Source organism: Streptomyces sp. HM190 (assembly GCF_009857135.1).
Lineage (GTDB): Bacteria > Actinomycetota > Actinomycetes > Streptomycetales > Streptomycetaceae > Streptomyces > Streptomyces heilongjiangensis.
In genome coordinates, this window is sequence record NZ_CP047318.1 from 4,130,272 (window position 1) to 4,149,327 (window position 19,056).

Below are 19,056 nucleotides of genomic sequence, written 5' to 3' on the forward strand. Positions count from 1 at the left end.
GCTGAACAAAAGCCAATATGGCAGGGTGACTCGGTGTTCGGGACGGTGTCGGCAGGGCGGCGGGGGCTTCCGCGATGGGTGTGGACGGGCGGGACGAGTCGCTGGGTGCCGGCGGGGGTTCTCCGGAGACGGGGGCGGGTCGGCGTGGCCCTGCCCAGGTACCCGGACAGGGCGGGCATGGCGAGGTGCCGGCCCAGGTGCCCGAGCAGGGCGGGCGCGGTGAGGTGCCGGCCCAGTGGGAACGGTCGGACCCGGGGGTGCTGCCGCCCCGGGAGTGGCACACCGTCCGGGAACCGTCCGACGCCGATCTCATCGAACAGATGCGGGCGGGCCGGGACTCGGCGTACGAGGAGCTGTACCGGCGCCATGCCGAAGCCGTGCGGCGCTACGCGCGCACCTGCTGCCGGGACGCCCACACCGCGGACGACCTGACCGCCGAGGTCTTCGCCCGCATGCTCCAGGCCGTACGCGGCGGTGCCGGTCCCGAGCACGCCGTACGGGCCTATCTGCTCACCTCGGTGCGGCGGGTCGCCGCGGACTGGACGACCTCCGCCCGACGCGAGCACCTGGTCGACGACTTCGCGGTGTTCGCGGCGCAGGCGGCACGCGGCGCGAAGGTGTCGGACAGCGACACGCTCGACCTCGGCGCGGACGTCCGGGCCATGCACGAGGCCGAGCAGTCGATGGCGATGCGGGCGTTCCGGTCGCTGCCGGAGCGCTGGCAGGCCGTGCTGTGGCACACCGAGGTCGAGGACGAGTCGCCGAGCGAGGTGGCGGTGCTCTTCGGACTGGACGCCAACGGGACCCGGGTGCTCGCCAGCCGGGCCCGGGAAGGGCTCAAGCAGGCGTATCTCCAGGCCCATGTGAGCGCCTCCCTGGCCGGCAACTCCGCCGAGTGCGCCCGCTACGCCGACCGGCTCGGCGCGTACGCCCGCGGCACCCTGCGGACCCGAGCCGAGCGGGGCCTGCGCAAGCACCTGGAGGAGTGCGCCGCGTGCCGGGTGGCCGCCGGGCAGATCAAGGAGGTCGCCGGCGGGATCCCGGCGGTCGTACCGGTCGCCGTCATCGGGTGGTTCGGGGCCGCCGGGTACGCCAAGGCCGCCGCGATCGTCGCCGGGGGCGCGGGCGCCGGTGCGGCCGGGGTCGCGGGCGCGGCGTCGGCGACGGGCGGGGCCTCCGCCGGAGCCGGGGCCGGCGGTGCCGCCGCGGAAGGGCTCGGCGCGCCCGCGAAGGCCGGTATCGCGGTGAGCGTCGCCGGGATGGTGGCTGCGGCGGTGGCGCTCGCCCTGGCGGGCCACGAGGCCCACGACAAGGCTCCGCTGGCCGAACCGCCCCCCAGCAGGGCCGCCGTGTCCTCGCCCGGACCGCCGCGCCCGGAGCCGCCGGCGCAGGAGCCCGCGCCCGGAGCGCCCCCGGCCAGGGCGCCGCTGGCCAAGGCGTCCCCGGCATCCGCCCCGACCCCGAAGCCGTCCAGGGCGCCCGCGCCGCCCGCGAAGGCGTCCCCCACCCCGACACCCACGCCGACCCCGTCCCGGCCGAGGCCGTCGCCCACACCGCCTCCGCCGCCCACCCCCGCGCCCGCTCCCCCGGCCGTCTACCCGTGGAGCGAGCTGCGGTACGGGCTCCTCGGCGACGGCACCGAGCCCGAGATGCGGCTCGGCGAGAGCAGCTGGGTCTGGCAGCGCTACGGGGTGTCGATCGCGCAGAAGCGGTACGGGCACGGGGTGACCGTCCACGGCAGCTCCTCCGTCACCATCGACCTCAACCGCCGGTGTGCCTCGTACGAGGCGCTGGTCGGCATCGACGACATGACACTCGGCCACGGCAAGGTGTACTTCTCCGTCTACGGCGACGGGGTGCGGCTGTGGAGGTCGGGGCTGGTCGAGGGCGGGGACGCGGCCGTACCGGTCCGGGTGAACATCTCCGGACGCCGGACGGTACGACTCGTCGTCGAACCGCGCAGCCCCTTCGACGGGACGACCATGGCGGACTGGGCGGAGTCGCGGTTCAGCTGCGCGTAGGGACGGGGAACGGGCGGGCGGGCGGCGCGGCCCTTCGGCGCTCAGAGCTCCGCTGCGAGGGCCTACGGGGCTCCGGCGGCTCGGCTTGTCGTGGGGGCCGGTGCTCGCTACGCCCGCCGGGCCGTCGCCCCCGCGCCCAGGGCGCCGTGTTGGGGGGTGATCCCGGCGGGTACGGCGCGTTGTCTGGCCGGGGTGCCCGTCCAGCAGGTGCCGCGACGGGAGAGGAGGCGGCGCAGCCAGAGTTCCAGGGAGACGAGGTCGGCGAGGCCGTCCAGCGGCAGGGGCTCGCCCGCGGCGGCCGCGCGGAGCGCCTTGCGGACGACGCGGGCCTCCACCAGGCCGGCCTGCGCGAGGAGCGGTGTGTCGAACAGGCCGATCAGCGTGTCGGCGGCGACGCGCAGACCGGTGCGGGCCGCGGCGGCGGACGAGGCGTGGGAGGGGGCGCCCCAGCCGGGCGGGAGGTCGGTGACGCCGGCGCCCTCCAGGACCGTACGGAGGATGGCGGCGCGGGCGCCCGGCTGGACGCGCAGGGCCTCGGGGAGGGCCCGGCAGGCGCGGACGACCTGGTTGTCGAGGAACGGGGTGTGCAGGCGCTGCGAGCGGATCTCGGCGGCCTGTTCGAGAACGCGCAGGTCGGCGGCGTGGCGGGCCAGGGCCGCGCGGGCCCGGAAGTCGCCGGGGCGCTGTCCCGGACCGACGCTCGGGCGGCCCGACACGGCACTCAGGCGAATCGATACTTCTGCCAGGGCCTCGCCCGTCAGCCAGCGGGCGGCGGGCCCGGGTCTCGCCCAGGCGAGCGCGGCGAGCGAGGCTCCGACGGCGCCGCCGGGTTCGTCGAAGCGGCGCCGCATCAGACGGTCGGCCAGGACCTCGACGCCAGCGCGGTAGGGGGTGCGGGCCAGCTTCCGGGCGGCGCCGTACACGCGCGCGGGGACCATCACCGAGCCGTCCGCCCTGGCGAGGGCGGCGACCGGGCGGACGAGGTGGCGGCGCTTGCGGTCCATCAGCAGGTCGGCCAGGCGGGCGGGGTGGGCGTCCAGGACCTGGCGGGCGCCGTAGCCGGTGAAGTGGTCGGCGCTGCCGGCGGCGAGCCGGGCGCGGTGACGGGCCGCCAGGACGAGCGAGGGTCCCGGTTCGTCGGTCAGCGGGACGTCGAGGTCCGCGTACGGGAGGACGTCCTCGCCGCCGGTCACGACGACGTGGTGGAGGCGGGGGTTGGCGGCCAGGGTGCCCGCGCGTTCCACTTCGGCCTCGCGGCCCGAGGTCGCCAGGTCGTTGAAGGTGACGGCGAGGAGCCGTTCGCCGGAGCCCGTGCCGTGGCCCAGGACCGTGCCGGGGGCGCCCGGCAGGCCGGCGGCGAGGAGGGCCAGCGTGCCCGAGGCGGGACCGCCGGAGAGGTCGGCGCCGATGCCGGGGACCGGCATGCCGCGGGCGGCGCGGCGCTCCGCGGGTCCCATTCCGGGCACGGGGCCCGGATCGATGTCGGGCACGTGGCGCGGAGCGGACAGACGCGTGCGTACTGCTTCTACGAGAGCGTCCCTCACCGCGTCCACCGCGCTGTGCGGGTCGGCGGCGGGTGCGGCGACGGCGAGGGACGCGACGGGCTCGTAGCCGGCGATCTCACGCGCCCCGGCGCGCAGGATGAGCGCATGCCCCGGGGGAACGCGGCGCACGCCGTCGTACGGGGTGGAGTCGTGGAGGGCGTCCGGTACGTCGGGGGCGGCGAGCAGGGCCGCGAGGTGCCCGAAGTCCAGGTCGGCCTCGACGAGGTCGGCCAGCGGCAGGGCGGCCGTCGCGTACGCGGTGCCGCCGGCCCAGGGCGTGTGGAAGACGGGGCGCGCGCCCGCGAGGTCACCGCAGACGGTGACCCGGCGGCCGACCTGGACGACGGCGGTGTAACTGCCGGGCCAGGCGGTGAGATGGCGCAGGGCACCGCCGCGGGCCGCGAACAGGGCCACGCGCAGCTGCTCGTCGGTGGCCCCGCAGATGCCGAGGACGGCGATCCTGGTGTCGGCGTCGGCCTGGACCACGCGCACCTCGTCGGGGCGCCAGTCGCCGACGGCCCACAGCGGATCGGGGCCGCCCCACAGCAGGTGGGAACCGACCGGTTGCACCGCCTCGCCGTCGGGGCCGACGGCCCCGGCGGAGCCGAGGGCGTGGGAGCCAGCGGCGGCACTGCTCCAGCCCACCAACCACCGCATCGACGCCTCCACAGGCTGTGGACAACCAGTGCACCGTACGAACGGCACCCATGCTGCCACGAAGGAGGCTCGATGGAGGGCGTGCGGGGCGCCTTGCACACCGGCAAGTGCGCCCCCGGGGAGACGTGAGCGCTCCCCCGCGCCACCGGTGGACGGCCCCGGGAGCGGGGCGGTCGACAAAGGCGGACCCCGGGTCTACGACGCGAATGCGCCCCCGATACGCTCCCCCAGAACTCCTAACGCGCCCTCAAGAGACGTGGTCGGAGGGGTATTGACCCCTCGCACCCACCGTCGATTTTCGGCCAAATCGGGTTCGTGGGACAGAACTCACACACCCTCCGTACCGACCCGATGGCGACTCAGTGTCAACGATCAGTCCGGGAGGCGGAGTTCACCTCCCGGACCGGTCCGCCGCCCGCGGGGATGAAGGCGACGGTGTCCCCCAGCCCACTGGATCCAGTACAGCGGGCCGACCCACGCACGACCATGGAAGCGCTCCCCCACCGACCGGAGGAGAGCGCACGGACGGGCGCACGGCCACACGGCGGGGGCACGCGGCAACAGTCCGTACTCTGGCCGTACTTTCGTACGGACCACATTCCCGCCATCCGGATTTAGGCCCCTTAACGCTTGGGATGCGGCGAACTACGCTGGGTTTACGAATGCCGCGTGCCTATGCCGCCGCGGCAGCCGTCTGTTCGAGGGGTGGCGCATGTCCAGGGAGCAACGCGGGCCGAACGAAAAGCTCGGCGCCGTTCTCGCCCTCGCGGGAATCAGCAACGCGGGACTCGCGCGTCGCGTCAACGATCTTGGCGCCCAACGCGGGTTGACGCTTCGCTACGACAAGACGTCGGTGGCGCGGTGGGTCTCCAAGGGCATGGTCCCCCAGGGCGCCGCGCCGCACCTCATCGCGGCAGCCATCGGCCAGAAGCTCGGCCGGCCCGTGCCGCTGCACGAGATCGGCCTGGCGGACGCGGATCCCGCACCCGAGGTGGGCCTCGCCTTCCCCCGTGACGTCGGACAGGCCGTGCGGTCGGCGACCGAGCTGTACCGCCTCGACCTCGCGGGCCGCCGCGCCGGCTCCGGCGGCATCTGGCAGTCCCTCGCCGGATCGTTCGCCGTCAGCGCGTACGCCACGCCCGCCTCCCGCTGGCTCATAACCCCGGCCGACAGCTCGGTGGCGCGCGAGGCGGGTTCCGCGGAGGGCTCGGGGTCGCCGCTGAAGGTCGGCCACAGCGATGTACAGAAGCTGCGCGAGGCCGCCGAGGACGCCCGCCGCTGGGACTCCAAGTACGGCGGCGGCGACTGGCGTTCGTCGATGGTCCCGGAATGCCTGCGGGTCGAGGCCGCGCCGCTGCTGCTCGGCTCGTACTCCGACGAAGTGGGACGCGCGCTCTTCGGAGCCTCCGCCGAACTCACCCGCCTCGCCGGCTGGATGGCTTTTGACACGGGTCAACAGGAGGCCGCGCAGCGGTACTACATCCAGGCGTTGCGGCTCGCGCGCGCCGCGGCCGACGTGCCGCTCGGCGGGTACGTGCTGGCCACGATGTCGTTGCAGGCGACCTACCGCGGGTTCGGCGACGAGGGCGTCGACCTCGCGCAGGCCGCCCTGGAGCGCAACCGGGGGCTCGCCACGGCCCGCACGATGAGCTTCTTCCGGCTCGTCGAGGCGCGGGCACACGCGCGTGCGGGCGACGCGGTGGCCGCCGGGGCCGCGCTCAAGGCCGCCGAGGGCTGGCTGGAGCGGGCCCGCGACGGCGACAACGACCCGTCCTGGCTCGGCTTCTACGGCTACGACCGGTTCGCCGCGGACGCCGCGGAGTGCTACCGCGACCTCAAGGCGCCGCGTCAGGTGCGCCGCTTCACGGAGCAGGCGCTGTCACGGCCGACGGAGGAGTTCGTCCGCTCGCACGGGCTGCGGCTCGTCGTGTCGGCGGTCGCGGAACTGGAGTCGGGCAACCTCGACGCGGCGTGCGAGCAGGGCGTACGGGCGGTGGAGGTCGCCGGGCGCATCTCCTCGGCCCGCACGACCGAGTACGTGAAGGATCTCCTGCACCGGCTGGAGCCGTACGGCGACGAGCCGCGGGTGATCGAGCTGCGCGAGAGGGCACGGCCGCTGCTGATGACCCCGGCGTAGGCGCTCCGCCCGGGGCCGGGCGGCTGCTCGTGTGGCGGGGCGCGGCATCTTGCGGGTGCGGGTGCGGTGGGGGCCCGTCTGCTCGTGTGCCGGACTCGGGGTGGTCCTGTGGGTGGCGGTGAGGTCGGCCTGCTCGTGTGCCGGGATTCGCTGATCTCGCGAGTGCTGGTGCTGGTGCGGGTGCGGGTGCGTGTGCGTGTGCGTGGGGGGCTCGCGCAGTTCTCCGCGGTCCTGCGCCGGTGGCCTGTGGTCGGGACGTGACCGAGGCCATGGAGACGGCCTCCGGGTTTGAGGGCATTGTCAGTGGTGCAGTGCACTATCAGAGTCGGGAGGTGGGGCGCGTGCGGAGGCTGGGCGCTTACGACTGTGATGTGCTCGTCGTCGGCGGCGGGATCGTCGGGCTGTCGACGGCGTACGCGATCACGCGTGCCGCGCCGGGGACACGGGTGACCGTCCTGGAGAAGGAGCCGGGCCCCGCCCGGCACCAGACAGGGCGCAACAGCGGGGTCATCCACAGCGGCATCTACTACCGCCCCGGATCGCTGAAGGCCCGGTACGCGGTCGAGGGCGCCGCCGAGATGGTGAAGTTCTGCGCCGAGTACGGCATCCCCCACAAGGTCACCGGGAAGCTGATCGTCGCCACGGAGCGCTCGGAGCTGCCCCGGCTGCACGCCCTGGTGCAGCGCGGCCGGGAGAACGGCATACCGGTCCGGGAACTGGGCCCCGCCCAGATCACCGAGTACGAGCCGGAGGTGCGCGGACTCGCCGCCATACACGTCGGGACCACCGGGATCTGCGACTTCGTGGGGGTCGCCCGGCAGCTCGCCGCGGCCTCGGGCGCCGACATCCGGTACGGGGCCGAGGTCGAGCACATCGACCGGCGCGCCTCGCTCGGCGTGGCCGTACGGATCCGCGGCGGCGACATCGTCCGGGGGCGGGTCCTCGTGAACTGCGCCGGGCTGCACTGCGACGAGGTGGCCCGGCTGACCGGCGACGACCCCGGCATGCGGATCGTGCCGTTCCGGGGGGAGTACTACGAACTGGCCCGGCCCGAGCTGGTGCGGGGCCTGGTGTACCCGGTGCCCGATCCGGCGTTCCCGTTCCTCGGGGTGCATCTGACCCGGGGCATCGACGGAGGCGTCCACCTCGGGCCCAACGCGGTGCCGGCGCTCGCCCGCGAGGGATACGGCTGGGGGACCGTACGGGTCCGGGAGCTGGGCGCGACCCTGGCGTGGCCCGGCGCCTGGCGGATAGCGCGGCGGCACTGGCGGTACGGCGCCGGGGAGCTTCGGCGGTCGGTGTCCAAGCGGGCGTTCACGGGAGCCGTACAGCGACTGCTGCCCGGGATCTCCGAGGGGGACCTCGTGCCGGCCGCTGCGGGAGTGCGGGCGCAGGCCGTGCTGCGGGACGGGACGCTGGTGGACGACTTCCTGATCCGCGAGGGCGCGCGGGCGGTCCACGTACTGAACGCGCCGTCGCCCGCGGCGACCGCGTCGCTGCCGATCGGGCGCGAGGTCGGGAGGAGAGCGCTGGCCGCGCTGGCGACGGTGTGACCGGAGCCGCCGCGCGCGCCGACGGCGGCTCGGGGGACGCCGCGGGTCGGGCTACGGAGCGGGCTTCGGGGCGGCTGGGGCTCGGGGCCGCTTCGGGGCGGGTCCCGCTCCAGGACAAGTACGACTCGGAGCCGCTTCGGGGCGGGTCCCGCTCCAGGACAAGTACGACTCGGAGCCGCTTCGGGGCGGGTCCCGCTCCAGGACAGGTACGGCTCGGGAGGGGAGTCCTCGGTGCGGTCGTAAACTCGGGGGCACTGTGTCTGAGTCTGCCAACGCCCCCGAGTCCCGCACCTCCGGTGCCTCCCTTCGGCGCGCCCGTGCCAAGGGTGAGCCCCGCTTTCCGGACGGGCCCCAGGCCGATCCCGCCGGGGCGCATTTCGAGCGGCGGATCAGAAGCTTCCAGCCCCGGCGGAGCAGGGTGACGGCCGGGCAGGCGGACGCCCTCCAGCGGCTGTGGCCCACGTGGGGGCTCGACATCGACGGCCGGACACTCGACCTCGACGAACTGTTCGGCAACGACAACCCCGTCGTCCTGGAGATCGGCTTCGGGATGGGCGAGGCGACCGCCGAGATGGCCGCCGCGGACCCCGGCACCAACGTCCTCGCCGTCGACGTCCACACCCCCGGCCAGGGCAACCTCCTCAATCTCGCCGACCGCAACGGGCTGTCCAACATCCGGGTCGCGAACGGCGACGCGATCATCCTGCTGCGGGAGATGCTCGCCCCCGCCACACTGAACGGGCTGCGCGTCTACTTCCCCGACCCCTGGCCGAAGAAGCGCCACCACAAGCGGCGGCTCATCCAGCCGGAGTTCCTCACCCTCGTCGCGTCACGGCTCCGCCCCGGCGCGATCGTGCACTGCGCGACGGACTGGGAGCCGTACGCCGAGCAGATGCTGGACGTGCTGACCGCCCACCCCGGCTTCGAGAACACCCGGCCCGACGGGGGGTTCGCGCCACGGCCCGGCTTCCGGCCGCTGACCCGTTTCGAGGCCCAGGGACTGGACAAGGGTCATGTGGTGAACGATCTGCTCTTCCGCCGCGTAGATCAGTAGGAACCGCTTCCAACCCCCCAAAGGCGCCCGAACAGTCCCCACACCCCGCGACCGGTCGACGAGCGCGGTACGACGTCGCGGGCAGCGCCCCTCGCTCGTTAGGGTCCACGCAATGGCCACCGGTCCCCTCCACCCGACGCATCCCAGCGGCACCGCCGGCGGAGGTGCGTTCAGGCCCGTGCGCTGGTGGCAGCGGAAGAGCGTCAGATACGGCTCTCTCATCGCGCTGCTCGCGCTGTCCGGGCTCGTCATCCTGGCGCTCGTCCGCGAGCAGACCGGCACGGAGGGGTTCCTCGTCGGGCTGGGGCTCGCGGTGCTGCCCGTACCGCTGCTCGTGGCCGCGTTCCGGTGGCTGGACCAGGTGGAACCGGGGCCCTGGAAGAACATGCTCTTCGCGTTCGCCTGGGGGGCGTGCGCGGCGGCGCTCATCGCGATCGTGGCGAACAGCTTCGCCACCCAGTGGATCGCCACGGCCACGGCCGATCCGTCGCACGCCGACACCCTCGGCGCCACCGTCATAGCGCCCGTCGTCGAGGAGACCGCCAAGGCAGCGGCCGTGCTGCTGATCTTCCTGTTCCGGCGGCGGAACTTCACCGGCATCGTGGACGGGGTGGTGATCGCGGGCGTCACCGCGACCGGGTTCGCGTTCACCGAGAACATCCTGTACCTCGGGACCGCGTTCGGAACGGACCGGCTCAGCGGGGGGAGCGGGCTGGCGTCGGTCACCGCGGCGACGTTCTTCGTCCGGGTGATCATGTCGCCGTTCGCGCACCCCCTGTTCACCGTGCTCACCGGCATCGGGTTCGGGATCGCGGCCAGGGCCGGGGAGCGGCAGCCCGTGCGGCGGGTGCTGGTGCCGGTCGGCGGGCTCGCGCTCGCGATGGGCGTGCACGCGGTCTGGAACGGGTCGGCGTCGTTCGGGGAGTACGGGTTCTTCGCGGTCTACGCGGTGTTCATGGTGCCCATGTTCGGGCTGCTGACGTGGCTGTCGATCTGGCTGCGGCAGCGGGAGCTGCGGGCCGTGCGGGAGGAACTGCCGGTGTACGCGGCGGCGGGGTGGCTGACGCCGCCCGAGCCGTTCGTGCTTGGCTCGATGCGGGCGCGGCGGGTGGCGCGGGACTACGCGTCGTACCACTTCGGCAAGGGGGGCGCCCGCGTCGTCGCGGAGTACGAGGTGTACGCGACGTCGCTGGCGTTTCTGCGGCGGCGGGGGCGGTTGGGGCGGGGCGGGGGTGACTTCGTGCTCCGCGAGCGGCAGTTGCTGTTCGAGCTGTGGCGGCGGCGGGAGGTGGCTCGGCCGGCGTTGGCCTATGCGGGGCGTGGGGTGGTGCCGGTGGCTGCGCCGCTGCCGCCGGTGCCGTTGCCTTGGCCGGGGTACGGATACGGGCACGGGCACGGCGTGGGGTACGGGTACGGCCAGGGGCAGGGGCAGGGACTTGGGTACGGGGCTGGGGCGGTGGCGCCGTACGGGGGGAGTCCGGCGGCTCGGGCGGCGCCGTATCGGCCGTACTGGTCTTAGCGGTCGGCGGGCGACTTGCGGCTTGTGAGGGCTGGGCGCCTTCGGGGGTGGGTGGGTCGGGGGCGCGCCGGGGGGTGCCCGTCCTCGGAACGGAGCGGAATCGGTCGCCCGAGAAGCTGAACCAGGTGACGCGCCAACCGCTGCGGGCGGACACCCCTCGGCACCCCTTACGTCCTTACGCGGCACATCCGCCGCAGGGGCTCGCGCCGCCACAGTGGCGTGCCTCGGCTCGTCCACGTGCGGCACACCCGCCGCGAGGGCTCGCGCCGCCACAGTGACGTGCGCCGGATTGTTCATACGCGGCTGACTCGCCGTGGGGGCTTGCGTCGCCGCGGCGGGGCGGTGTGGGTTACTCCGATGCCTCTGTCAGGGTCTTCAGTTCCTCGGGGGTGAGGGTGAGGTCGGCCACTGCCAGGAGTGGGGGGAGTTGGGTGCTGGTGCGGGCCGAGGCGATGGGGGCGGTGACCGTCGGCTGGGCCGTGAGCCAGGCCAGGGCGATCGTGGCGATCTCGGCGTTCCTGGACCGGGCGATCTCGTCGAGGGCGGCGAGGACGCGAAGGCCCCTCGGGGTGTCGAGGTAGGCGCCGGCGCCCGCGGCGCGGGGGCTGTCCACGGTCGTGCCGGGGCGGTACTTGCCGGTGAGGAACCCCTTGGCGAGGGCGTAGTAGGGGACGGCGGAGAGGCCCGCGTCGGCGGCCACCGACTGGAGGGCGCCCTCGTAGGTGTCGCGGGAGACCAGGTTGTAGTGGGGCTGGATCGCCACATAGCGGGCCAGGCCCTCACGGGCCGAGAAGTCCAGGGACTCCTGGAGGCGCTCGGGGGTGATGTTGGACGCGGCGATCGCGCGGACCTTGCCCGCCTTCACCAGGTCGTCGAGGGCGGTGATGATCTCCTCCACGGGCACCTCGGGCTTGTCGAAGTGCGTGTAGTAGAGGTCGATGTGGTCGGTGCCCAGACGGGCCAGCGAGGCGTCCGCGGCGGCCTTGATGGTGGCGGCGGACAGGCCCTGGTACTCGGGGTGCTGGCTCACCTTCGTCGCGATCACCATGTCGGCGCGGTTGCCGCGGGCCTTCAGCCACGTACCGATGATCGTCTCGGACTCGCCGCCCTTGTTGCCGTCGGCCCATGCGGAGTAGGAGTCGGCGGTGTCGATGAAGTTGCCGCCGGCGTCGGCGTAGGCGTCGAGGACGGCGAAGGACTGTGCCTCGTCCGCCGTCCAGCCGAAGACGTTGCCGCCGAGGGAGAGCGGGAAGACCTGCAGGTCGGACGTGCCCAGCTTGCGAAGTGAAGTCATGTGCTGTTCCAACCACCGGACCGGACGATCGCATTCCGGGCGGCACGGAGAACGCCGCGTCAGGCCCTTGGCCTCACGCGGCGTCATGTCCGTTCCGGATGGTCCGGGGCGTCAGATGCTCAGGCCCTTGCTGCGCAGCCACGCCGCCGGGTCGATGCCGTTGCCCGAGCCGGCCGTGTGGACCTCCATGTGGAGGTGGGCGCCGGTGACGTTGCCCGTGGCGCCGACGCGGCCGATGACGTCGCCGGTACCGACCTTCTGGCCGACGCTGACGCCGATGGAGGACTGGTGGGCGTACCAGATCTCGGTGCCGTCGTCGAGGGTGAGCACGGTCTTGTAGCCGTACGAGCCGTCCCAGCCCGCCTGCGTGATCGTGCCGCTGTGGACGGCCTTGATGAGGGTGCCCGTGGGGGCGGCGAAGTCGAGGCCGGTGTGGTAGCCGGACGACCAGTAGGGGCCGGCCTGACCGAAGGTGGAGGTGATCGTGTACGCGGAGGTCGGCAGCGTGAACTGCTTGGCCAGGGCGGCCAGGCGCTCGGCTTCCTTCTTCTTCGCGGCCTCCTCCTCCGCCTTCTTCTTGGCGGCGGCCTCCTTGGCCTCGGCTTCCTTCTTCTCCTCGGCGGCCTGGTCCGCGGCCTTCTTCGCGGCGGCGGTCTGGGCGGCCTCGGCGGCCTTCAGGTCGAACGCGTCCTGCTGGGACTCGGCCTGCTGGATGATGCGCGCGCGCAGCGCCTCACCGGCGTCGGTGGTGCCCTGCTGGGTGTCGGCGGCGATGAGGCCGGCCTGGCTGAGCGGGGCGGTCGAGCCCTCGGGCTCGTCGGCGGCCTCGTCGTCCTCGAAGACCGAGCCCACGTTCGGGATGTCCGGCAGCGAGATGGCCACCGGGGCCTTGCCGCTCTGGGCGCTCGCCATGCCCGCGCCGCTGACGGCGGCTATGACGCCGACGCCGAGAACCGTGGAGCTGCGGGCGAACCCGCCACGCTGCTTGGTCTTGGCCACACGGTGCCGGCCGCGGACGGGACGGAGGGACTCCGCGGTGGGGTTCCACTCCTGGAAGGGGCCCTCGCTGTCGCTGTCGTAGCTGCCGAAGCCGAAGGTCTCGGGCTCACCGCTGCGTTGACTCGGCACGAACGGGGCCTCGGTCGCGGACCGGTTGGACGCCACGTGGGCGTACTCCTTTCCTTCCTTGTCGCCTACCGGGTTAGCTGACGGGTTCGGAGCGGAAGGTCTCCTACGCGCGTAAACCGACCATGCTTCCACGGTGGTTTCCGCGTGATTCACCCCAGGGTGGTGGTTCCCCGGTTCCCTATGGGATTCGGCGCGTGAGCACGGAGCCGCCTCTTGTGACGGCTGGGACGACCGCGCTGCGTTATCGAACGTTAATAGACACGGGGGCGGCATTCCAAGCGGTTCTGAATGATCGTTCGGCTTTTTGCGCTGGACTTACGGGTCATGAGGGGTGGAAATCGGGCGAGTTGGCCTCACCTCGGACGCCTCGGCCGTCCTGACTGAGCGTCAGTTGTCATGCGGAGGGGGTTCGGATGGGCACGCTCGGTGACATTCCTCAGGGGCGGCGCACGGCGAGCAGGGCCATGTCGTCCGTCGTGGAGCCGCCGGTGTGCTCGCGGACCTCTTCGGCGAGTGTGGTCAACAGGGCGCGCGGGGCGGGGAAGCTGCTGCCGCGGAGCCGTGCGGCCGGGTCGTAGAAGACACCGTCCGCGTCGCGCGCCTCGGACAGGCCGTCCGTGTAGAAGAGCAGGGTCGCGCCGGCCGGGAAGTCGACCTCCTCCGCGCGGTCCGGCCAGGTGCCCAGTTCCCCCAGGCCGAGCGGCAGCGCCGTCCACGGGGCCTCCAGGGTGCGCAGCGCTCCGCCGGCGAGGAGCAGCAGCGGGGGCGGATGGCCCCGGTTGACGATACGGGCCGGCCCGGCGCCGTGCGGGAACTCCGCGAGCACGGCCGTCACGAACCCCTCGTGGGGCACGGTGGGGTCCAGCCGTGCGGCGTCCCGCCGGGTGACGTCCCGCGCGAGCGCCCTCTCCAGCCGCTGGGCCACGGCCTCCAGCGTCGACTCCTGTTCGGCCGCCTCACGGAACGCGCCGATCAGCACGGCCACCGCCGCAACCGCACCGAGCCCCTTTCCGCGTACGTCCCCCACGACCAGCCGTACACCGTGGGGCGTGTCCTGCACCGCGTACAGATCGCCGCCGATCGAGGCCCCGGCCTGCGCGGCCTCGTACCGCGCCGCGATCTCCAGTCCCCCGAGCCGCTCCTGGGGCCTCGGCAGGACGGCCCGCTGCGCCGCCTCCGCGATCTCGCGGGCGGTGGCGAGGCGGGCGTCACTGCGCCGGACGAGCCGGTTGATGACCACCGCGAGCACGGCCACGACGGCCACGGTCACCGTCTCCGTGAGCGCGTCCACCTGCCCAGGGCCCGCGTGCCGCAGGCGTACGGCGATGATGCCGATGAGCGAGGCGACACCGGTCACCACCGTGCCCGCCAGCGAGAGCAGCGGCGCGGCCACCAGGGGCGCGGCGGTGAAGAAGGGGACGGCCGTGAACTCCCGCGGCATGAAGTGGTCGTAGCAGAAGCCCCCCAGGACGAGCAGGGCGGGCAGGAACCGCGCCAGGGTGCGGGCACGGAGGTACCGCCGGCCGTCCGGCCTCTTCATCCGCTCCGACTGCCCCACCTGTCCCAGCCTCGCGGGACGGCCCCGAGAGGGCTAGTCGGAGGGGCCGAGTGGGCTAGGGATCGAGTGGGCTGGGGGCCGTCGCCCGCCGGGGCCCCCGCCACCGCCCGCCGTCGGATCCGCCGGGCACTCAGCCCGCCGTCAGATCCGCCAGGGGCAGGGTGTGCTGGGTGGTGAGGACCTTCGCGCGGAGGTATCGGACGTTGTGGGCGGTGGTGAAGACGCCGGTGGGGACGCGGTGCCGGACGGCGATGCCGAGGTCGCGCAGTTGCTGCGCCTTGTCGGGGTTGTTGGAGAGCAGGTCCAGCTCGCCGACGCCGAGGGCGCCCAGCATCTGGGCCGCGGCCGTGTAGTCGCGGGCGTCCTCCGGCAGCCCGAGGGCCGTGTTCGCCTCGTAGGTGTCGAGACCCTGGTCCTGGAGGGCGTACGCGTCGAGCTTGTTGTAGAGGCCGATGCCCCGGCCCTCCTGGCGGAGGTAGAGGAGCACCCCGCCCTGGTCGGCGATCCGCTCCACCGCCTCCCGCAGTTGCGGACCGCAGTCGCAGCGGGCCGAGCCGAAGACGTCGCCGGTCAGGCACTCGGAGTGCATCCGGACCAGCGGGGCGGCGCCGGGCGCGGGATCGCCGAGCACGATCGCCAGGTGCTCGCGACCGTCGACGAGACCGTGGAAGGTGACCATCTCGGCGTCGACGCCGTAGCCGTCCTGGAAGCGCAGCGGTACCCGGACGCGGGCACGCGGGGTGGCAGCGGGGAAGTCGGGCATGCGGGTTCTCCGGTCCTGTGCGACTGCCGCTGTGCTTCAGTTTTGAATCACAGCGCTCGCCGCGACTCTATCCCCTGTTTCAAATTTCAAGCAACTGGTTTGGGGATACGTCACATCCGGGGGACGCGGGAACAAAGGACGCCATCGCCCACCCCTCGACCGGCCGACGGGCTACGGGCGACCTGCGAGGTCACTGGCCCGAGGGGCAGGAGCGGCGGCGCCACGGCAGGTCGTCGGGCCCGTTCTGCTGGGCCTCCGCGCCCTCGATCGCCGCCGCGATGGCCGAGCAGATCTCCTCGAACTGGCCGATCTGATCGGGCGTGAGATGGTCGAAGACCGCCTTGCGGACCGCCTCCACATGCCCGGGCGCCAGCCGCTCCAGCAGGGCGAGGCCCTCGTCGGTCAGGACGGCGAGGCTTCCGCGCTTGTCCCACCGGCAGTTCTCGCGCCGGATCACACCGTCCTTCTCCAGCCGGGTCACGACGTACGTCAGCCTGCTGCGCGTGATCTTCGCGTGCTCGGCCAGATCGGTCATCCGCATGCGCCGGTCCGGCGCGTCGGAGAGCACGGCCAGCACCGCGTAATAGAGGTGCGGCAGGCCGGCCTCCTGCTGGAGCTGCCGGTCGAGCGCGTCCTCCAGGAGCGTGCTCGCGGCGAGGTAGGCGCGCCAGGCACGCTGTTCCTCGGGGGTGAGCCAGCGGGTCGTCATACGTACAGTGTAGTTATTGTTTAAAACTTGAACCATGCCAGTGGTCAGACCAGGGAGCGTCTCCATGCCCCAGCCCCATGTCCTGTTGTCCGCCGCCGTCTCCCTCGACGGCTACCTGGACGACACCGGGCCCGAGCGGCTGCTCCTCTCGGGCCCGGCCGACTTCGACCGGGTCGACGAGGTCCGCGCGGCCAGCGACGCCATCCTGATCGGGGCCGGCACCCTGCGCACCGACAACCCCCGGCTGCTGGTCAACTCCCCCGAGCGCCGCGCCGCCCGCGTCGCCGCCGGGCTGCCCGAGTACCCGCTCAAGGTCACGGTCAGCGCGACCGGCGACCTGGACCCGGAGGCCCAGTTCTGGCACACCGGCGGCGCGAAGGTGGTGTACACGACGGACAGGGGCGCGGAGCACCTGCGCACGCTGGGCCTGCCGACCGGGCCGACCGGTGTGGACGTGGTGTCCGTCGGCGTCGAGCTGGAGTGGCCCGCCGTCCTCGACCACCTCGGTGACGTACGCGGCGTGAGGCGGCTGATGGTCGAGGGCGGCGGACGCGTCCACACCCAGCTGCTCCAGCAGGGCCTCGCGGACGAGCTGCAGCTGGCCGTCGCACCGGTGTTCGTGGGCGAGGCCGAGGCGCCGCGGATGTTCGGGACGGGCGCCTACCCCGGCGGCCCCACGAGCCGGCTGCGGCTGGTGGAGACGCGGCCGGTCGGCGACGTCGTCCTCATCCGCTACGTCCCCACCGTCCCCGGCACCGGCCCGGCCGTCTCCGCCGCCGACCGCCACTGGCTGACCCTGGCCTGCGCCCTGGCCGCCGAGTGCCCGCCCTCCGATACGGCGTTCAGCGTGGGCGCGGTCGTCGTCGCCGCGGACGGTACGGAACTGGCCCGCGGCCACTCCCGCGAGGCCGGCGACCCCGTCGCCCACGCCGAGGAGGCCGCCCTCGCCAAGATCGACCCCACCGACCCGCGCCTGGCCTCCGCCACGGTCTACAGCAGCCTGGAACCCTGCGCCCGCCGTGCCTCCCGCCCGGCCCCCTGCGCCCGGCTCATCCTCGACGCCGGGGTACGACGCGTCGTCACCGCCTGGCGCGAGCCGGACACGTTCGTGCCGGACGCGACGGCGCGGAACGCGGCCCTGGCCGAGGAGGGGGCGGTGGTCGTCGTCGTACCGGATTACGAGGACCGGGCGAAGGAGCCGAACCGGCATCTGGTGGGCTGAGGAACCGGGGCCGGGGATTCGGGGGCCGGGGAGTGGGGGGCCGGCGCCGGGAGAGCGGGCCGGGGACCGGGCGCAACAGGAGGAGCAGGAGACGCGGGGGAGGGGAGCCGGGTGTCGGGGAAACGGCTGTGTCCGGGGTCTCGACAAACCCGTGTGCTTCGCGTCCCGCGCATGGCGTACACTGGTTTCACCGACGCGGGGTGGAGCAGCTCGGTAGCTCGCTGGGCTCATAACCCAGAGGTCGCAGGTTCAAATCCTGTCCCCGCTACTGAATGACCAGGGGCCGGAATCCGATCACGATTCCGGCCCCTGGTCGTTGTGTGCGTGCGGATGTCTCCGACGTCCCGTACCTGGGCGCTTGCCCCCGCCTCTCCTCCGTTCACGAACGTTTCCCCTGTGTCCTCCGTCGAATGAGAAAGGAGGGAAGGCGGGGATGGCCCGTAAGGACAGAACAGGACCGGCGGAGCGCACCGAGGGGGGTGGCACGGAGGCGGCGGAAGCGCTGCCGGAGACGGCCGCGGCGCTGTCGGAGGCCGCGGACGTCGAGTTGGTGCGTGCCGTACTGCTCCTCGGCGGAGTCCCCTGGGACGAACTCGACGACGGCGTGCAGCAGGTCCGGTTGAAGCTGCTGGAGACCCAGGCCCGGCAGACCGGAGAGGTGATCCGCAAGCGGCAGGCGTGGCTGTCGGTCGTGGCGTCCCGCGTCGCCGTCGACTGGCACCGGGCCCGCGCGCGCGACGCCGGTCTGCACGAACGGCTGGCCGCCCGCTGGCAGCGGCGCCCTCCGGTGGAGCACTCGGAGGAGGACAGGTTGCTGGCCCTGGCGGTCGCGGACGGACTGGAGGGGCTGCCCGCCGTACAGCGGCAGGTCCTCGCCCTCCGCTTCTACACGGATCTGCCGGTACGTGAGATCGCCCGGCTCCTCGGCATACCCGAGGGCACGGTCAAGAGCCGACTGCACACGGCGGTCGCTGCCATCGGGGCGCGGCTGCGAGAGATGGAGGTGATCTGAGGTGACGCACCAGCCCGAGTCGGACGAGGACCTGCTGCGCCGGGCCTTCGCCCTGATCGGCCAGGAGGCGGGACGCCCCGACCCGGTCTCCTCGACACCCGCGACCGAACGGCGGGTGAGCGCCGCCGACCCCCCACGGGGCGGCGGCGGTAGGGCGTCGGACGGAACCGGCGGCGGTACGGCGGCGCACGGAACCGCCGGCGGTACGGCGGCGGGCGGCGCCGACGGGTCGCCCTCGCGCGGAGCCGGAGCCGGCAGCGGAGCCGGAGCCCGCGGCGGCAGGACGGTGTCGGACCACGGCCCGGACTCCCGCACGGGAGCGGTGTGGTGGCGTCGACGCGGGGTCGTCCTGGCGGGGCTCGTCTCCGCCGCCGCGCTCTGCGCGGGCGTCCTCGGGTCCAGCCTGATCGGCGACGGGACGACGAACGCCGACTCCGATCGTTCGGGTGGCGGCGCGAACGCGTCCGGCAAGGGGCAGACGCTCCTCGAATGGATCGCCTGCGGGCGGACCATCGCGGAGGGGGACGTCGTGGCTGTGAAGCCGTCCTCGGAGGCGGGCCGAGTCCTCGTGACCTTCGACGTCCAGGACTGGATCAAGCCGGCCCGGGGCGCGGAACGCATCATCCTCGACGTGGTGGACCCCACCGAGGCACGCGTCCGTGAGCCATGGAAGGAGGGGCAGCACCTCCTGGTCGTCGTCCCGGAACGGCGCGACCAGGAAACGGACGCCTTCCAGGGCGACCAACTCCAGTGGTATCGAGCCAAGATCGAGCAGGGCCTGCCCGACGCGGCGGGCACCACATGCCCTCCCGAGTGGAGGGATACGCCGGGGCAGGGGTAGCCGACGGCCGACCGGCGGGAAACCGGGTGGCTGGTTACAACCGC

The 19,056-nt window shown here is 73.4% G+C and carries 14 protein-coding genes, 1 tRNA gene and 1 riboswitch; of the genes, 9 read left to right on the forward strand and 6 right to left on the reverse strand.

The annotated features are described in order from the left end of the window. Positions 1-74: 74 nt before the first annotated feature. Positions 75-2,021, forward strand: coding sequence for a sigma-70 family RNA polymerase sigma factor (locus GSY65_RS17505; RefSeq protein ID WP_201452574.1), 1,947 nt, complete (start codon positions 75-77; stop codon positions 2,019-2,021). A 107-nt stretch (positions 2,022-2,128) separates the two neighbouring features. Here GSY65_RS17505 and GSY65_RS17510 read toward each other — a convergent pair whose 3' ends face one another. Further along, positions 2,129-4,222 (reverse strand): asparagine synthase-related protein, encoded by a 2,094-nt coding sequence (locus GSY65_RS17510; protein ID WP_159769578.1) that lies wholly within the window; start codon positions 4,220-4,222, stop codon positions 2,129-2,131. A gap of 712 nt (positions 4,223-4,934) precedes the next feature. Between GSY65_RS17510 and GSY65_RS17515 the strand changes: the two genes are divergently transcribed. From GSY65_RS17515 to GSY65_RS17530, 4 genes are all read left to right on the forward strand, one after another. After that, entirely contained in the window at positions 4,935-6,359 is a 1,425-nt protein-coding gene (locus tag GSY65_RS17515) for an MFS transporter (RefSeq protein WP_159769582.1), read from the forward strand. Positions 6,360-6,700: 341 nt separating this feature from the next. Next, complete coding sequence (gene lhgO, locus GSY65_RS17520) at positions 6,701-7,912, forward strand: L-2-hydroxyglutarate oxidase (RefSeq protein WP_159769585.1); 1,212 nt, start codon at positions 6,701-6,703, stop codon at positions 7,910-7,912. Between the two features lie 256 nt (positions 7,913-8,168). Then, entirely contained in the window at positions 8,169-8,966 is a 798-nt protein-coding gene (gene trmB / locus GSY65_RS17525) for a tRNA (guanosine(46)-N7)-methyltransferase TrmB (protein ID WP_159769588.1), read from the forward strand. Between the two features lie 112 nt (positions 8,967-9,078). Then, positions 9,079-10,485, forward strand: a complete 1,407-nt coding sequence (locus GSY65_RS17530) for a PrsW family intramembrane metalloprotease (RefSeq protein WP_159769591.1) — start codon at positions 9,079-9,081, stop codon at positions 10,483-10,485. A 349-nt stretch (positions 10,486-10,834) separates the two neighbouring features. On the opposite strand, the gene GSY65_RS17535 is transcribed toward GSY65_RS17530, so the two are convergent. The 5 genes from GSY65_RS17535 to GSY65_RS17555 form a co-directional block, all read right to left on the reverse strand. Beyond that, complete coding sequence (locus GSY65_RS17535) at positions 10,835-11,779, reverse strand: aldo/keto reductase (RefSeq protein ID WP_159769594.1); 945 nt, start codon at positions 11,777-11,779, stop codon at positions 10,835-10,837. A gap of 111 nt (positions 11,780-11,890) precedes the next feature. Continuing rightward, the gene (locus GSY65_RS17540; RefSeq protein ID WP_159769597.1) at positions 11,891-12,943 is read right to left on the reverse strand and encodes a M23 family metallopeptidase; all 1,053 of its coding nucleotides are present in this window, start codon (positions 12,941-12,943) and stop codon (positions 11,891-11,893) included. An 11-nt stretch (positions 12,944-12,954) separates the two neighbouring features. Further along, positions 12,955-13,110, reverse strand: a riboswitch (cyclic di-AMP (ydaO/yuaA leader). A gap of 233 nt (positions 13,111-13,343) precedes the next feature. After that, positions 13,344-14,447, reverse strand: a complete 1,104-nt coding sequence (locus GSY65_RS17545) for a PP2C family protein-serine/threonine phosphatase (protein ID WP_159769600.1) — start codon at positions 14,445-14,447, stop codon at positions 13,344-13,346. A gap of 148 nt (positions 14,448-14,595) precedes the next feature. Then, positions 14,596-15,228 carry a GTP cyclohydrolase II gene (locus GSY65_RS17550; protein ID WP_159769603.1) on the reverse strand — a complete coding sequence of 211 codons (633 nt, stop codon included), beginning with the start codon at positions 15,226-15,228 and terminating at the stop codon, positions 14,596-14,598. A gap of 190 nt (positions 15,229-15,418) precedes the next feature. Beyond that, positions 15,419-15,937 carry a MarR family winged helix-turn-helix transcriptional regulator gene (locus GSY65_RS17555; protein ID WP_159769606.1) on the reverse strand — a complete coding sequence of 173 codons (519 nt, stop codon included), beginning with the start codon at positions 15,935-15,937 and terminating at the stop codon, positions 15,419-15,421. 64 nt (positions 15,938-16,001) lie between these two features. Here GSY65_RS17555 and GSY65_RS17560 point away from each other — a divergent pair, with 64 nt between their 5' ends. The 4 genes from GSY65_RS17560 (at position 16,002) to GSY65_RS17575 (ending at position 19,012) form a co-directional block, all read left to right on the forward strand. Then, entirely contained in the window at positions 16,002-17,159 is a 1,158-nt protein-coding gene (locus GSY65_RS17560) for a dihydrofolate reductase family protein (protein ID WP_159769609.1), read from the forward strand. A gap of 194 nt (positions 17,160-17,353) precedes the next feature. After that, a tRNA-Met gene (locus GSY65_RS17565) sits at positions 17,354-17,427 on the forward strand. Between the two features lie 165 nt (positions 17,428-17,592). After that, the gene (locus GSY65_RS17570) at positions 17,593-18,171 is read left to right on the forward strand and encodes an RNA polymerase sigma factor (RefSeq protein WP_159769612.1); all 579 of its coding nucleotides are present in this window, start codon (positions 17,593-17,595) and stop codon (positions 18,169-18,171) included. Between the two features lies 1 nt (position 18,172). Continuing rightward, positions 18,173-19,012 carry a hypothetical protein gene (locus GSY65_RS17575; protein ID WP_159769615.1) on the forward strand — a complete coding sequence of 280 codons (840 nt, stop codon included), beginning with the start codon at positions 18,173-18,175 and terminating at the stop codon, positions 19,010-19,012. Positions 19,013-19,056 lie beyond the last annotated feature (44 nt).